The 15,944-nt window shown below is 51.4% G+C and carries 17 protein-coding genes; 9 read left to right on the forward strand and 8 right to left on the reverse strand.

The features are described from left to right. Nucleotides 1-2: 2 nt before the first annotated feature. Nucleotides 3-386: a fumarate reductase subunit FrdC gene (gene frdC / locus P2G85_RS13750; RefSeq protein ID WP_275864649.1), complete on the forward strand. Its 384-nt coding sequence runs from the start codon at nt 3-5 to the stop codon at nt 384-386. Between the two features lie 12 nt (nt 387-398). Continuing rightward, nucleotides 399-776, forward strand: a complete 378-nt coding sequence (gene frdD / locus P2G85_RS13755; RefSeq protein WP_275864650.1) for a fumarate reductase subunit FrdD — start codon at nt 399-401, stop codon at nt 774-776. Nucleotides 777-885: 109 nt separating this feature from the next. Here the strand turns inward: frdD and efp are convergent, their stop codons facing one another. After that, on the reverse strand, nt 886-1,452 hold the full coding sequence (efp, locus tag P2G85_RS13760) for an elongation factor P (protein WP_275864651.1): 567 nt from the start codon (nt 1,450-1,452) through the stop codon (nt 886-888). 32 nt (nt 1,453-1,484) lie between these two features. Here efp and epmB point away from each other — a divergent pair, with 32 nt between their 5' ends. Together epmB and P2G85_RS13770 are read left to right on the forward strand one after the other, a co-directional pair. Then, nucleotides 1,485-2,507: an EF-P beta-lysylation protein EpmB gene (gene epmB / locus P2G85_RS13765; protein WP_275864652.1), complete on the forward strand. Its 1,023-nt coding sequence runs from the start codon at nt 1,485-1,487 to the stop codon at nt 2,505-2,507. Nucleotides 2,508-2,592: 85 nt separating this feature from the next. Further along, nucleotides 2,593-3,096 carry an MgtC/SapB family protein gene (locus tag P2G85_RS13770; RefSeq protein ID WP_275864653.1) on the forward strand — a complete coding sequence of 168 codons (504 nt, stop codon included), beginning with the start codon at nt 2,593-2,595 and terminating at the stop codon, nt 3,094-3,096. Nucleotides 3,097-3,279: 183 nt separating this feature from the next. Here P2G85_RS13770 and P2G85_RS13775 read toward each other — a convergent pair whose 3' ends face one another. From P2G85_RS13775 to P2G85_RS13785, 3 genes are all read right to left on the reverse strand, one after another. Then, nucleotides 3,280-3,843, reverse strand: coding sequence for a phaC PHA synthase (locus P2G85_RS13775; protein ID WP_275864654.1), 564 nt, complete (start codon nt 3,841-3,843; stop codon nt 3,280-3,282). 254 nt (nt 3,844-4,097) lie between these two features. Next, a complete protein-coding gene (gene groL / locus P2G85_RS13780; RefSeq protein ID WP_275864655.1) occupies nt 4,098-5,744 on the reverse strand; it encodes a chaperonin GroEL in 1,647 nt (548 codons plus the stop codon). Nucleotides 5,745-5,796: 52 nt separating this feature from the next. Beyond that, nucleotides 5,797-6,087 (reverse strand): co-chaperone GroES, encoded by a 291-nt coding sequence (locus P2G85_RS13785; protein WP_107351003.1) that lies wholly within the window; start codon nt 6,085-6,087, stop codon nt 5,797-5,799. Between the two features lie 328 nt (nt 6,088-6,415). Here P2G85_RS13785 and P2G85_RS13790 point away from each other — a divergent pair, with 328 nt between their 5' ends. Next, nucleotides 6,416-7,795, forward strand: coding sequence for an MATE family efflux transporter (locus tag P2G85_RS13790; protein ID WP_275864656.1), 1,380 nt, complete (start codon nt 6,416-6,418; stop codon nt 7,793-7,795). A gap of 60 nt (nt 7,796-7,855) precedes the next feature. Here P2G85_RS13790 and pfkA read toward each other — a convergent pair whose 3' ends face one another. From pfkA to P2G85_RS13805, 3 genes are all read right to left on the reverse strand, one after another. Continuing rightward, nucleotides 7,856-8,818 carry a 6-phosphofructokinase gene (pfkA, locus tag P2G85_RS13795; protein WP_275864657.1) on the reverse strand — a complete coding sequence of 321 codons (963 nt, stop codon included), beginning with the start codon at nt 8,816-8,818 and terminating at the stop codon, nt 7,856-7,858. A gap of 282 nt (nt 8,819-9,100) precedes the next feature. Next, nucleotides 9,101-10,009, reverse strand: a complete 909-nt coding sequence (fieF, locus tag P2G85_RS13800) for a CDF family cation-efflux transporter FieF (protein WP_275864681.1) — start codon at nt 10,007-10,009, stop codon at nt 9,101-9,103. A gap of 116 nt (nt 10,010-10,125) precedes the next feature. Beyond that, on the reverse strand, nt 10,126-10,629 hold the full coding sequence (locus P2G85_RS13805) for a CpxP family protein (protein WP_275864658.1): 504 nt from the start codon (nt 10,627-10,629) through the stop codon (nt 10,126-10,128). A gap of 217 nt (nt 10,630-10,846) precedes the next feature. On the opposite strand from P2G85_RS13805, the gene P2G85_RS13810 reads away from it, so the two are divergent. The 3 genes from P2G85_RS13810 to trmL all read left to right on the forward strand — a co-directional run bounded on the left by P2G85_RS13810 (nt 10,847) and on the right by trmL (nt 13,494). Then, nucleotides 10,847-11,533: a response regulator gene (locus P2G85_RS13810; protein ID WP_275864659.1), complete on the forward strand. Its 687-nt coding sequence runs from the start codon at nt 10,847-10,849 to the stop codon at nt 11,531-11,533. Continuing rightward, nucleotides 11,533-12,936 carry an envelope stress sensor histidine kinase CpxA gene (cpxA, locus tag P2G85_RS13815; RefSeq protein ID WP_275864660.1) on the forward strand — a complete coding sequence of 468 codons (1,404 nt, stop codon included), beginning with the start codon at nt 11,533-11,535 and terminating at the stop codon, nt 12,934-12,936. Before P2G85_RS13810 ends, cpxA begins: the two co-directional genes overlap by 1 nt. A gap of 78 nt (nt 12,937-13,014) precedes the next feature. Further along, a complete protein-coding gene (trmL, locus tag P2G85_RS13820) occupies nt 13,015-13,494 on the forward strand; it encodes a tRNA (uridine(34)/cytosine(34)/5-carboxymethylaminomethyluridine(34)-2'-O)-methyltransferase TrmL (RefSeq protein WP_275864661.1) in 480 nt (159 codons plus the stop codon). 67 nt (nt 13,495-13,561) lie between these two features. Here trmL and P2G85_RS13825 read toward each other — a convergent pair whose 3' ends face one another. Beyond that, a complete protein-coding gene (locus P2G85_RS13825) occupies nt 13,562-14,074 on the reverse strand; it encodes an FxsA family protein (protein WP_275864662.1) in 513 nt (170 codons plus the stop codon). Nucleotides 14,075-14,379: 305 nt separating this feature from the next. On the opposite strand from P2G85_RS13825, the gene aspA reads away from it, so the two are divergent. After that, nucleotides 14,380-15,831 (forward strand): aspartate ammonia-lyase, encoded by a 1,452-nt coding sequence (gene aspA, locus P2G85_RS13830; RefSeq protein WP_275864663.1) that lies wholly within the window; start codon nt 14,380-14,382, stop codon nt 15,829-15,831. The last annotated feature ends 113 nt before the right edge of the window (nt 15,832-15,944 follow it).

The raw sequence follows: 15,944 nt of genomic DNA on the forward strand, positions 1-15,944 counted from the left end.
GGATGAGTAATCGTAAACCTTACGTTCGTGAAGTAAAACGCACCTGGTGGAAAGATCATCCGTTTTACCGATTCTACATGTTACGTGAAGCCACCGTGCTTCCGCTGATCCTGTTTACCCTCTTCCTGACCTTTGGTCTCGGAGCGCTGGTGAAAGGCCCGGAAGCATGGCAAGGTTGGCTGGAGTTCATGGCCAATCCAGTGGTCGTGGCGATCAACATCGTGGCACTCGCGGGTAGCCTGTTCCACGCCCAAACCTTCTTCAGCATGATGCCACAGGTGATGCCGATCCGTCTTAAAGGCAAACCAGTAGACAAGAAAATCATCGTCCTGACTCAGTGGGCCGCCGTCGCGTTCATCTCACTGGTCGTTCTCATCGTGGTGTAAGGAGCTTGAAAGATGAAACCAAATTATAGTGTAGACAGAGCACCAAAACGTTCTGATGAGCCGGTCTGGTGGGGGTTGTTTGGCGCGGGCGGAACCTGGTTTGCCATGCTCACGCCGATCACCATTTTGGTGTTGGGTATCCTCGCCCCACTTGGCATCATTGACGCCGAAGCGCTGAGCTACGAGCGCGTGGCGGGCTTTGCCACCAGTATCATCGGCGCCTTGTTCGTCATTGGCACACTTGCGCTCCCGATGTGGCATGCGATGCACCGCGTTCACCATGGTATGCACGATCTGAAGTTCCACACTGGTGTGGTCGGTAAAATCGCCTGTTACGCCTTTGCCGGAATCATCACGGTACTGGCCATCGTGTTTGTGTTTATGATTTAACCGATAGCGCTAGAGACACCACAAGCCGGCGAATCATCCCCGGTTTGTGGTACATCCAGCCACAAAAAAGGCCGCATACGCGACCTTTTTTTAGTTCAGGCTGGGGTGATTACTTCACACGACCAACGTATTCGCCGCTGCGGGTGTCCACTTTAACCACTTCGCCGATTGAAATGAACAGAGGAACACGCACCACGGCACCAGTTGCCAGCGTTGCTGGTTTACCACCAGTACCCTGAGTGTCGCCTTTCAGGCCAGGGTCGGTATCAGTCACTTCTAGCTCAACGAAGTTTGGCGGAGTAACCACGATTGGGTTGCCGTTCCACAGTGTCAGCATACAGGTGTCATTTTCTACCAGCCATTTTGCGTTGTCGCCAACCGCTTTGGCATCGGCCGCGATCTGTTCGAAAGTTTCCGAGTTCATAAAGTGGTAGAATTCGCCGTCGTTATATAGATAATCGAGGTCGATATCCATTACGTCTGCAACTTCACAAGTTTCGCCAGACTTAAAGGTTTTCTCTAGCACTTTACCAGAAAGAAGCTTACGAATTTTTACACGGTTGAACGCTTGGCCCTTACCTGGTTTCACGTATTCGTTTTCCAGGATAACGCAAGGCTCGTTATCAAGCATAAGTTTCAAACCGCCTTTAAATTCATTGGTGCTAACAGTAGCCATTTTTTCCTCTTACATTCTTAGAGCTAAATTCAATGCCGCACATAATAACCCGAAAAGTCGAATCTGTTGAGCAAAACTGGCTCAAACAGTTAGCGAATGGGATCTCAGATCCCGCAACCTTGCTCAATTGTTTGGATATCGATCCTACGCCCTGGCAAGAAGGGTTTGCAGCACGCAAGCTGTTTGCACAGCGTGTACCCCAAAGTTTTGTCGAGCGGATGGAAAAAGGCAATCCCAACGATCCACTATTACGCCAGGTACTCCCGCTGAGTGAAGAGTTCGAGGTTCACCCTGGTTTTAGCCAGGATCCACTTGAAGAGCAGGACAACCCGATACCTGGCCTGCTGCACAAATACCGTAATCGTGCGCTGATGATCGTCAAAGGCGGCTGCGCGGTAAACTGTCGCTACTGCTTCCGCCGCCATTTCCCTTACCAGGATAACAAAGGCGGTAAGCAGACCTGGATGGCCAGTCTTGACTATCTGCAAACCCGACCAGAGCTGAATGAAGTGATCTTCTCCGGTGGTGACCCACTGATGGCGAAAGATGACGAGCTGCAGTGGTTGATCACTCACCTTGAGGCAATCCCTCACCTCAAACGCTTACGCATTCACAGCCGCCTGCCGGTGGTCATTCCGGCCCGCATCACCGATGCCCTGTGCGAGATGCTACAACAGACACGTTTACAGGTGGTACTGGTATCGCACATCAACCACGCTAATGAAATCAATCACGAACTGACCAGCCAGTTAAACCGGCTTAAACAAGCCGGTGTCACCCTGCTGAATCAGGCCGTGCTGCTCAAAGGGGTCAACGACAGTGAAGACGCCCAGGTAGCACTCAGTGAAGCACTGTTTGATGCCGGTATTCTCCCATACTATCTGCACGTGTTGGATAAAGTACAAGGTGCCGCACACTTTTTGGTCTCGGATGACGAAGCCAGAGCCATCATGCGCGGGCTGATCCGCCGCGTGTCAGGTTTTCTGGTCCCCCGATTGGCGCGAGAAATCGGCGGAAGACCGAGTAAAACCCCGCTCGATTTGCATCTCGAATAACCTCGATCATTTATCGTCACCAGTAAAAGCTTTTGTTCGCTAAACCGGCCCTCGCTGGGCATACTCCGAGTTTTGAGAGGACGAAATGCACGCAACACTAGCCCAAGTGCTCGATCTGGGCCCATTCAGCTGGCTGGCATTACTATGCTGCGCCATTGATGGGCTGATGATCGGCATCGAACGTCAAACCCGAGGCAAACCGGTCGGTATTCGTACCGCCATTTTAGTGATTGCCGGCACTTATCTGTTTATGTCGATGGCGGTCTCGCTATCCCCCAACACACTCGATCAGGCACGGGTATTAGGCCAGATAATTACCGGGGTCGGTTTTCTCGGTGCGGGGGTAATGATGACCCAGGATGGCAAAATCCACGGTGTCACCTCTGCGGCTGTGATCTGGCTGCTCGCAGGATTAGGCCTCATGATTGGCCTAGGTTACCTCGTCCAGTCGATCGTCATAACCACGTTGGCCCTAAGCGTATTACTCGGTGTTGATAAAGCGGAAAACCGGCTGAAAATACTGCGTCGGGGAGTGCACCAAAAATTCCAACAACGCAAAATTTCATCCCGGCTCATCAAGTCACAATAGCTCCGCCCACACCGTCATGGGGCAAGCTTGCCACAGGCCAAGCGGATAAATATCGCGCTTAGAACCGCGTCAACAGCAACCACGGGCAGTGTGGCTGCACGATTTTTACTTCCAGACGAACAAAACAGCCCCGGTACTGACACCGGGGCTGATGGTATTCACACTCGCTCAATCACAGTGTGACTATTTAGCAAAGTTGATGATTGGAAAGCATGGGAAGAAGCCGTTATCAGCACAGTTGAGCAGGCCAATCTGAACACCGTCAATCTGCTCTGTCTTGTTGAAGAAACCAAGTTGGAAGTTAGACTTTTTCGAGATACTGGCTAAGCCAATATCGGCCATGGTGTAGCCTTGCGAGTAATTGACCGCGCTCCAGTTCAAGCCTTCCACATTATTGGTCACGTTGACCGCACCAAGGTTAACCCCGGTTGTCTGGCCTTCGTTCCAGTTAAACAGGCTTAAAGAGACACCTTTCATCTCTTGGTTCACTTTAGACCCGCCGAAAAACAGACCAAAGTTAACCCCGGTGGTGCGGTCAGTTTCCGACATTCCTAACAAGGAAAAGTCTACCCCTTTCACTTCGGCAACCTGACCGTGCAATACTGACAGGCGAACGCCACCCACAGAATCACCGGCCGGGGCATTGGTATGATCCAGTGTTGAAAACATAACTGGGGTAGTGTCTGCAAGCGCCATCGGCGAAGCGATCGCAGCGGCCATTGCCACTGATGTCATAAGCTTTTTCATTTTTATCTCCAAACTGGTTTCATCAATATACAACAATATGTAGTGCGCTGATTTTGATTCATTTTAACCGGTGTAATGTTAGCCGAATGTCATATGTCATTAACTGATATTATTGAAACCCAGTACCCCACTCGCGGTTATATTGACCGCTCGGCTGGGAAACAACTGCTTTTCTGCCCCCAACCTGACGCATAAAAAAACCGAGGCATAAGCCTCGGTTTGGGTATATCAGTCAGACGGGTGCGTCAAACGGCTTACATCATGCCGCCCATACCACCCATGCCGCCCATGCCGCCCATATCAGGCATTGCTGGCGCATCTTTCTGTGGTAGATCGGTCACCATCGCTTCGGTGGTGATCATCAGGCCCGCAACCGATGCTGCGAACTGCAGTGCAGAGCGGGTTACTTTGGTTGGATCCAAAATACCCATTTCCAGCATGTCACCGTATTCACCGGTCGCTGCGTTGTAACCATAGCTGCCTTCACCCGCTTTCACGTTGTTCGCAACCACAGACTCTTCATCACCGGCATTCTTGGTGATTTGACGCAACGGCGACTCCATGGCACGCAGTGCCACACGGATACCCACGTTCTGCTCTTCGTTGTCACCTTGCAGGTTTTCAATTTTAGAAGCCGCACGGATCAAGGCAACACCACCACCGGCAACCACACCTTCTTCAACGGCGGCGCGAGTCGCGTGTAGCGCATCTTCTACGCGATCTTTCTTCTCTTTCATTTCAACTTCAGTCGCTGCACCAACTTTGATTACCGCAACACCGCCGGCCAGTTTCGCCACGCGCTCTTGCAGTTTTTCTTTATCGTAGTCTGAAGTTGCTTCTTCGATTTGCTGACGGATCTGAGCCACACGGCCCTGGATCATCGCTTCTTCACCCACACCGTCGATGATGGTGGTGTTTTCTTTAGTGATCGCAACACGCTTCGCCTGACCCAGGTCTTCTAAAGTCACTTTCTCCAGATCCAGACCCACTTCCTCAGAAATCACCGTGCCGCCAGTCAGGATCGCGATATCTTGCAGCATAGCCTTACGACGGTCACCAAAGCCAGGCGCTTTCACTGCCGCCACTTTAACGATGCCACGCATGTTGTTGACAACCAGTGTTGCCAGCGCTTCGCCTTCTACATCTTCCGCAATGATCAGCAGAGGACGAGAAGCCTTCGCCACGGCTTCCAGAGTTGGCAGCAGTTCACGGATGTTCGATACTTTTTTGTCGATCAACAGGATGAATGGGTTTTCCAGATCAACCGAGCCCGCTTCTTGATTGTTGATGAAGTAAGGAGACAAGTAACCGCGGTCGAACTGCATACCCTCAACCACATCCAGCTCATCTTGCAGCGCCTGACCTTCTTCAACCGTAATCACACCATCACGGCCGACTTTTTCCATCGCTTCAGCAATAATGTTACCCACGGTATCATCTGAGTTCGCCGAAATGGTGCCCACTTGCGCGATGGCTTTTGAATCTGCACACGGTACAGACAGGGTTTTCAGCTCTTCAACTGCCGCAGCAACCGCTTTGTCAATACCGCGCTTAAGATCCATCGGGTTCATGCCTGCCGCAACCGCTTTCAGGCCTTCGTTGACGATAGACTGTGCCAGTACCGTTGCGGTAGTGGTACCGTCGCCCGCAGCATCATTCGCCTGGGACGCGACTTCTTTCACCATTTGTGCGCCCATGTTCTGGAACTTGTCTTCCAGTTCGATTTCACGCGCAACAGACACGCCATCTTTGGTGATGGTTGGTGCACCAAAAGATTTGTCCAGTACCACGTTACGGCCTTTAGGGCCCAAGGTAACTTTTACCGCATCAGCCAGAACGTTGACACCTTCCAGCATTTTTACACGTGCGTCATTACCAAATTTAACGTCTTTAGCAGCCATCTTATCTTCCTTTCTAAATTCGATTATCTTTGTCGTTGTGATTCAGAACGAATTACTCAACGATTGCCATGATGTCGTTTTCAGACATGATCAAAACTTCTTTACCGTCGATCTTTTCAGTTTTGGTGCCGTAACCTTCTGCAAAGATAACAGTATCACCAACTTTTACGTCCAGTGGCTGTACCGTACCATTCTCAAGGATGCGGCCTTTACCCACAGCAAGTACAACGCCGCGAGTCGATTTTTCTGCAGCAGAACCTGTTAGAACAATGCCACCCGCTGATTTAGACTCAACTTCCTGGCGCTCTACGATAACTCGGTCATGTAATGGACGAATGTTCATCGGTCGTCTCTCCTGAAAATTTCCATGTTATTTGATAATTAACCCCGAAATCGGGCTTCAAGGCCTTGTGCTAACTATATAAGGTGCATTAACAGCAATCCCAAGGGGTAAGCGTGAATTTTTTGTGATTTAGTTAAAAGAACCAGCATATTCAGGCACTTTTTGTTCATTGGTCAATAATCCACCCGGTCACACTCCCGCAAACACGCCCCTCCCACGCAGGACCCGGTTTAAGCATTATCAATACGGGCCGACCGAATAACCGCCACTCGCCGCGGCTGCCGCTTTTTAGTATCCTTGCCTTTTCCCCTTCAAACCAGATATCAAAATGCAGCCAAAGAACAAGCCGACGGGCCATGCCCCAGACAAACACGGATTGTTAACCGCGCCGATCGCCGAAACTCTGCGCAAGATGACCCTGCCGATGACCATGGGTATGATCGCAATTTTGATGTTTAACCTGGTCGATACCTTTTTTATCTCATTGCTCGGTACAGATGCTCTGGCTGCGGTCACCTATACCTTTCCGGTAACTTTTGCGGTGAACTGTATCACCATGGGCATCGGTATGGGGTTATCGACCAGCATTGCCCGTCTGCTTGGCCAGGGCCATGCCCCGCAGGCGGCACGCTTTTCCAGCCACGGCTTGCTGCTGGCGTTATTGCTGGTCAGCATTGCTTCATTATCAGGCTTTTTCACTATCGAACCGCTATTTCGCTTACTTGGTGCCAAAGCGGAACTGCTGCCTTTGATCGCCCAGTATATGCAGGTATGGTATGTCACCATCCCGTTGCTGGTGATCCCGATGGCCGGTAACAGCGCCATCCGGGCGACCGGTGATACCAAAACCCCGGCTCAGATCATGATGCTGGCCGGCCTTATTAATGGCATTCTCGATCCCCTGCTGATTTTCGGCTTCGGCCCTTTTCCCGAGCTGGGGATCCAGGGGGCGGCTATCGCCAGCGCATTTAGCTGGCTCGGGGCATTGTTTGGCTCTTTTTATGTGCTGGTGAAGCGGGAAAAGCTGTTAGCCCCGCCGGAATGGGCGTTTCTCCATCAGGACTGGCAGCAAATTTTGAAGATTGGTACTCCGGCAGCCCTGTCAAATGCCATGACCCCGCTCTCTGGAGCCATTCTGATGATGCTGCTCTCCAGCCAAGGTACCGCCGCAGTTGCGGCTTACGGTGCGGCACAACGGATTGAGTCCATTTTGATCCTGGTCTTGATGTCATTGACTTCAGCACTGACACCTTTTATGGCGCAAAACCTGGGGGCCAATAACGCACCAAGGGCTTTTGCCGGCTTGTTTTTGAGTATGCGCTTCTCTGTGGTTTTTCAGGGAATGATTTTCCTGGCTATGGTACCGCTAAGCATCCCGTTGGCGGCCGTTTTTTCCCAGGAACAAGCGGTAAAAGATCTGTTATGGCACTATTTGCTGGTGGTACCGGTTAGTTACGGATTCCAGGGTATTGTGATGATGCTGATCAGTGGGCTTAATGCGATGCATAAACCACTGCATGCCTTTCAGTGGAGCTTTATGCGTTTGTTTGTCTTTACCCTGCCGGCTGCCTGGATCGGCAGCAAATTATTTGCTACCGAAGGGCTGTTTGTCGGCATCGCAGTGGGCAATGTACTCGGCGGCGTTATGGGCTATCTGTTTGCCCTACGCGAACGCCGCTTATGCGCCCAGGCTAATCACAGGCAATGACAACCTCCTATTGGGCAAAAAAAACCGCGCCATCGCGCGGTTTTTTTGGATTTCGGTAGCTTAGAACAGCTCTTCCGCAACTTTGAACAAATCGTTGCGCACTGGACGCTTCATGTTCTCAATCGCATCGATGATATCGTGGTGAACCAGTTGTTCTTTCTGGATGCCCACACAGCGACCACCGTGACCTTCCATCAGCAGATGAACGGCATAGTTACCCATACGTGACGCCAGTACGCGGTCAAATGCCGTCGGGCGACCGCCACGCTGGATATGGCCCAGAACCGTTGCACGAGTTTCACGGCCAGTAGCCGTCTCGATCTCTTTGGCCAGCTCGTTCGCATCCATCATCAGCTCAGTTAGCGCGATGATCGCATGCTTCTTGCCTTTCTTGATGCCGTCTTGAATGTTGCTGATCAGCTTCTCTTTATCCAAACCGGTTTCTGGAGTGATAATGTACTCACAACCACCAGCAATCGCAGACATCAGAGTCAGGTCACCACAGTGACGGCCCATGATCTCAACAATTGAAATGCGTTGGTGTGAAGAAGACGTATCACGCAGACGGTCAATTGCATCAATAACCGTATTCAATGCGGTCAGGTAACCAATGGTGTAGTCAGTACCCGCGATGTCGTTATCAATCGTACCTGGCAGACCAATACATGGGTAACCCATTTCTGTCAGCTTCTTCGCGCCCATGTAAGAGCCGTCACCACCAATCACAACCAAAGCGTCGATACCGTGCTTTTTCAGGTTCTCGATCGCTTTCTCACGCACTGCCACATCCCTGAATTCAGGAAAACGTGCAGAGCCTAAGAAAGTACCGCCCTTATTAATCACATCAGAAACACTAGAACGATCTAGTTTCTCAATGCGATCTTCATAAAGGCCTAAGTAGCCGTCAAATACACCAAATACTTCCAATCCCTCAGACAGCGCTGTGCGTACCACACCGCGTACTGCAGCGTTCATACCTGGGGCATCACCGCCACTCGTTAAAACACCGATCTTCTTAATCATGCTCACCCTCGATCTTTGGCAATCAAATATTTAATTTTCTTTTAGGTTACTTGTTAACAAGCAACCTGCATAATCTAGAACTGTGCGTTATGTTACATTTCCTCTTCAGGAATACCAATGAAAACGCACGTTTTATGTAAGTTTTCTACTTATGTAAGAGTATTACAGGTTCCTGATCCAACTTCGTTGATTCACATCAGGATCACGATTTTTTGCTCAACAGTGATGGAAAGATAGTCAATAAGCGCGCATTTGTCGTTACATCGCAAGAAATTTGCCTATTCACCAATCCTGCATTTTCTGCTCACGCTCAGGGCCAAATACCACTGAGAGCGGATCCTGATGGATTAAAACGTCCGCGCCGGGAAAACGCGCCAACAAGCGGTCTTCAACTTTATCGGCAATATAGTGCGCCTCAATCAGACGCAGATTATCATCAAGTTCTAAATGAAGCTGAATAAAACGCGTCGGGCCGGACATACGGGTGCGCAGCTGATGTACGCCCAACACCCCTTCCACCATCAGGCATTCGGCACGAATTTGTTCCAGCTCATCATCCGGCAACTTGCGATCCAATAACGTATTAATCGCCTCAGTGACCATTTTGAACGCGCTGAATAAAATATACGCGCCGATCGCAATTGCAAACACCGCATCAGCCTGCGTCACACCAAAATAGCTCAGCCCCAGCGCCACCATGATCGCAGCATTCATATACAAGTCAGTCTGGTAGTGCAGAGAGTCTGCGGCAATCGCCTGGCTACCAGTCACCCGCACCACATATTTTTGGAACGTCACCAGGGCAAAGGTAACAATCAGGGCAAAAATAGAGACGTAAACACCTAACTCAGGTGAGTGAAGCTCATGGGGGCGAAAGAAACGATCGATACCGTTAAGGATCAGAAATACCGCCGAGCCGGAAATGAACATCGCCTGGGCTAATGCCGCCAGGGATTCCGCTTTACCATGGCCGAAGGTATGTTCCCGGTCAGCGGGCTGCAAAGCAAAGCGAATGACAAATAAGTTGACCACCGATGCCGCAATATCGAGCATCGAATCAATCAAGGATGCCAGCAAGCTGACCGAACCGGTCACCCACCATGTCGCCACTTTGACGATTAAGAGAAGGGTCGCCACCAGAGTTGCCGTCCAGGCAGCCGTAGTCACAAGACGTGCGTATTGATATTTCATCATCACAGAGTTAACTCAAACCATGGCTTGAGTATACCCTGAGAATGGTTGAATGAATATTAAATCAACAACCTAGTAAAAAGGCAGCCTCAGGCTGCCTTGGAAAAAGAACGTACTCAGCCGTTATTGTCGCGCTTTTCCATCCGTCTTTGCATATTATGGCCACAGTCCTGCCAGCGTTCATTTTGCAGCTCAACAAAGCGGGCCTTTTGCTCCGGCGTCAAAATGCTCAGCATTTGATGCCTTCTTTCCAGCATCTTAACCCGGCGCTCAGTCTGGATATCCACCATTTCCTGAGCCAGAGCATTCGCTTCGGCCTGGTCAAAATTATCCGCCAGCATTAGGGCTTGCATCCGGTTGTGGTGTGCCTGGCGCTGGCCTTGTCCGGCAGCAAACTGCTCTCTCATCTCTGCACGATGGGCAGAACGTAAGTCTTGCAACTGCTCTCTCTGCGCATCCGTCAGGTCAAGTTGGCGCATCAGGCCACGCTCCATGCCACGGCCACACTCTTCTCCAGGACCAAAGTGGTGCCCCTTTCCGCCAAAGGCATACGCGCTTGCGGTGCCCAACATCAGAGGCAGCGCAACCGTCGCCAGCACCAGTTTTTTAACAGTTTTCATCTTCGACTCCTTACACAATTAAGTGATTCATTTGAGCGGTTTTCATAACGCTTGATAATAGAATACGACCTGGCAGGTAAAGCGACGTATAGTGAGCGTAAATAATCGTAAAGAGTGATAATCACACGCATCACTCCCGGCAATTCCAAGGTAATATTACACCCAGAGTCCAAGGTAATATTTAGAAGCAACGCGCAAATTAGATAGGCAGCAAGCAATGGCAAACATTCTTCTTATTGACGACGACACTGAGCTAACCGGCTTACTTAAAGAAGTGTTGAGCTTTGAAGGCTATCAGGTCTGTGAAGCCAATGATGGAGAGGCCGGGTTAGCCGCCATCCATGAGGACATTGACTTAATCCTTTTGGATGTCATGATGCCCAAGCTCAATGGAATTGATACCTTACGCCGGCTGCGAGAGCAATGGGAAACCCCGGTACTGATGCTCACCGCCAAAGGTGAAGAAATCGATCGCGTCATCGGCCTGGAGCTCGGTGCGGACGATTACCTGCCCAAGCCGTTCAGCGACCGGGAGCTACTGGCCAGGATCCGCGCAATTCTGCGCCGAACCAGCAGCCAAAAGCACACCAAAGCCAGTGATTGTATCGAATACCAGGATGTCCGGCTGTTTCCCGGCAAACAAGAGGCGTATTGCCAGCAGCAACCGCTGGATTTAACCACCACCGAGTTCGCCCTGCTGTCACACTTTGTCCAGCATCCGGGTCAAGTGCTGACCAAAGACACCCTGAGTTTAGACGTACTGGGCAAGCGCCTGGCCGCATTTGACCGCGCCATCGATATGCATGTCTCCAACCTGCGTAAAAAACTGCCCGACCAGAGCAATGGCAAACCACGGATTAAAACTCTGCGCGGCCGCGGTTATATGTGGGTGGAGGAGGACTAATGCGCCCTTCACGCTTCAAGCTTCCTAAGATCAACAGCCTGTATGGCCGCATCTTTACCATTTTTTGGTTCACGATGTTCCTGGTACTGATGGCGGTGCTGGCCTTACCCCACTTAGACCCGCGCAAAGCCCGCGACCTGCCGCAAGAACACCTGCAGCGCATGGAACAGATGCGTGATGACATCCAGGCTCGTTTTCGCCATGAGTCCGATTTAGGCCGGATCCTGTTTCGCCTTGAGGGAACCAGGCGCGGCAGGCACGATCCCCGCCCGCGGGTATTTGTGACCGATCAGGCCGGTAACATTATCAGCGCAACTCAACCGCAGGAGTTCCACCAGCGGGCAATGAAAAACTTCGTGTCCATGATTGATAACCACCAGCAGCCCAAGCAGCGTTTATACGGACGTTTCATGCTTGCCGGACCGGTACCAATCACCCTGGCCGGTTCTGACCTGTATATGTATGTCGGCTTTAAATGGACTCAGCCACCACCGTTCCTGCTGCGCCTGTTCGATCATCCGCTGCAGTTGCTGCTGGCCGTCATGGTTGTCAGCACCCCGTTACTACTGTGGCTAGCCTGGGCACTTAGCCAGCCGGCTCGTCGGCTGGAAAGCGCGGCCCAGCGGGTTGCCAAGGGCGAGTTTGTCATCGACCCGAGCCTGGAGAAAGGCCCTTCAGAGTTCCGCCAGGCGGGCAGCAGCTTCAACCAGATGGTCGAAGCCGTCAACCAGATGATTTCCGGCCAGCAGCGCCTGCTGTCCGACATTTCACATGAGCTGCGCTCACCCCTCACCCGCCTGCGCATGGCAAACGCACTGGCGACCCGCAAACAGGGCGAAAGCCCGGAGCTGGCACGTATCGACACCGAAGCCCAGCGGCTTGAACATATGATCAATGAACTGCTTGAGCTGTCACGAATGCAAGCCAATAGCCACATGACCCGTGAGTCCCAGCCGGTTGCCAGCCTGTGGGAGGAAATCATCAAAGACGCGCAGTTTGAAGCGGGACAGATGGGCAAAACGCTCTGCTATTCGGAACTGCCTGAGCGAACCATCTCCGGCAACCCCAAACTGTTGATGAGCGCCGTGGAAAACGTCATCCGTAATGCGATTTATTATGGTAAAGATCAGGTCAACATCGACCTTCGCGCTCAGGCAGACCGCTTAGACATCACGGTGGACGATAACGGCGAAGGCGTACCGGAAGAGGAAATAGACGCGATTTTCCGCCCCTTCTACCGCGTATCCACTGCCCGCGATCGCCACTCCGGCGGAACCGGGCTGGGCCTGACGATCACCGCCAGTGCGATTCGCCAGCACAGCGGCACCATCCAGGCCAGCCGCAGCCCACTGGGAGGCCTGCGCATCGCCATCACGTTACCACTATTGCCCGTGGCAAGATAAGTGCGGTGAAGGTGGTTGGACTCACAGCCATCACCACCTTATACTCTCTGCACTTTTTGACCACTGAATTTCACCAGCATGTTTGATATCGCCCTATACGAACCCGAAATTGCGCCGAACACCGGCAACATCATCCGCTTATGTGCCAACTGCGGCGCTAACCTGCACCTGATTGAACCACTCGGTTTTGATCTGGAAGAAAAAAAAGTACGCCGTGCGGGGCTGGATTATCACGATCTGGCTCGGGTCACGCGGCATAAAAACTATCAAGCCTTTCTCGACTACCTGGAAAAAGAGAAACAGGGCCAGTACCGGCTGTTTGCCTGCACGACCAAAACCACCGGTCACCATGTAGATGCGCAGTACCAAGCCGGTGATGTGTTGATGTTTGGTCCGGAAACGCGTGGCCTGCCCGCTGAGATTATTGAAAGCCTGCCAATGGCACAACGCATCCGCATTCCGATGATGCCCGATGCACGCAGCCTCAACCTGTCAAATGCCGTGGCGATCATTGCGTTTGAAGCATGGCGGCAAATGGGCTTTGAGGGTGCGCTCTGACACCTATTCCCTCCAGATAAACAAGCGGGGCGCTATCATGCGCCCCGAGGTTAAGATATCGTCATCATCAGTTGAGCTTATTGCGCTCATCATCCTCTTTACGCTCGTATTCGCCTTCGAAGGTATGGCCATTCGACTGAGAATCGGAAGGGCCGCGGCGAAACGGGTCGTGCTCAAACGGCTCCTGACTGGAATAGTGACCGTGAAAGCCCCCGCCAACGGTTTTGACCACCATTTTGCTCATCAGGTATTTGGCGATCGCTGCACGCGGAGCCGGCAGTAGCACCACCATCCCTAACGCATCGGTCATAAAGCCCGGTGTCAGCAGCAACACCCCGGCCACGGCCAGCATGACCCCTTCAAAGATTTGTTGTGCCGGAATTTCACCCTGGTCGAGCCGGCTTTGCACCGACACTAAGGTTTGCAATCCCTGGCTGCGGACTAACGAAGCCCCGACAAATGCAGTGACCAGCACCAGGGCGATTGTGGGCCATAAGCCTAAAAAGCCCCCCACCTGAATAAACAGGCCGATTTCAATAATTGGGACGAAAATAAACGCCAATAATAAGATAAGAAACACACGCCCTCCTTTGTTGAATTCAGTGTAATGGTAAAAACCCGCTAAGCTCAAATGAATCCTGTAAAAAAGCGTGTCTTTTTCCTGCGTGAAACGGCGATGGAACGCCGCTTCATAGTTTGCAAAATATTGACGGATAAATAACTCAAAAGGTGATCCAGTTACTATTTTTATACGTTAGGTCAAGTATGATGTGCTACATAAGTCAGGATGGATTCACAGCCAAAAATTCTGATGAATGGATTCTAGATTGCAGAAATGGCTAAATAATAATTAATTTGTCAGAACTATCATCTAAGGATCCTGTTATGGCTACCCTATCTGATGCTGCAAAAACAGCAAACCAAGCCACCCGTATTGAAGAAGATCTGCTCGGTCAACGTCATGTCCCTGCCGATGCCTACTATGGCATCCATACCCTGCGCGCGATCGAGAACTTCAATATCTCCAACTCAACAATTTCTGACGTGCCTGAATTTGTTCGCGGCATGGTGATGACGAAAAAAGCCGCCGCACTGGCCAACAAAGAACTGGGTGCGATTCCGAAAGAGGTGGCTAACTACCTTATTCAGGCGTGTGATCTGATCCTTGAAACCGGTAAGTGTATGGATCAATTTCCCTCGGACGTTTTTCAGGGAGGGGCAGGCACCTCGGTCAACATGAATACCAATGAAGTGATCGCGAACGTTGCCCTCGAGCTGATGGGCAAACAGAAAGGCGAGTACGAGTTTGTTAACCCGAACGATCACGTCAACAAGAGCCAGTCAACCAACTGCGCTTACCCGACCGGTTTCCGCATCGCGGTTTACAACAGTGTACACAAACTCATGGAAGCGATTGAGTACCTGAAAGGCGCTTTCGAACTGAAAGCCGTCGAATTCAAAGACATCCTCAAGATGGGCCGCACTCAGTTGCAAGATGCGGTGCCGATGACAGTCGGCCAGGAATTTCATGCCTGGGCAGTCACGCTGAATGAAGAGATCCGCGCACTGGATTACACCTCTAAACTGCTGTTGGAAATCAACCTAGGGGCGACGGCCATCGGCACCGGCTTGAACGCTCCGGTCGGCTACCAGACTCTGGCTATCAAACATCTGGCAGAGGTGACCGGTCTGGAGGTCGTGCCTGCAGAAGACCTGATCGAGGCGACCTCTGACTGCGGTGCCTACGTAATGACCCATGGCGCCCTCAAACGCCTGGCAGTGAAACTGTCTAAGATCTGTAATGATCTTCGCCTGTTATCTTCCGGCCCTCGCGCAGGCCTGAACGAACTGAACCTGCCAGAAATGCAGGCTGGCTCTTCGATCATGCCGGCCAAAGTCAACCCGGTGATCCCGGAAGTGGTCAACCAGGTCTGCTTCAAAGTCCTCGGTAATGACAACACGGTGTCTTTTGCCGCAGAAGGTGGCCAGCTACAGCTGAACGTGATGGAGCCGGTGATCGCCCAAAGCATGTTTGAGTCCATTTCTCTGTTGCAGAATGCCTGTATCAACTTGCGTGACAAGTGCATCGATGGCATCACCGTCAACAAAGAGACCTGTGAAAATTACGTCTATAATTCAATCGGTATCGTAACTTACCTCAACCCTTACATCGGCCACCATGAAGGTGACATCGTCGGTAAAATCTGCGCCGAAACGGGTAAGAGTGTACGCGAAGTGGTACTCGAGCGCGGCCTGCTCACCACAGACGAGCTCGACGAGATTTTATCCGTTGATAACTTCATGCGCCCGATTTACAAAGCGAAACGCTATGAATAATTCATAAATGTTGGGGGCAGTTAGCCCCCTTTTTTTGGCTTGCGAACGGTGACCCCCTTTTTATTCAAACTTTTATTACCGTAAGCCTGTGCCGTTCTGATTTCTTGAATATT

Source organism: Vibrio sp. CAU 1672 (genome assembly GCF_029223195.1).
Lineage (GTDB): Bacteria > Pseudomonadota > Gammaproteobacteria > Enterobacterales > Vibrionaceae > Vibrio.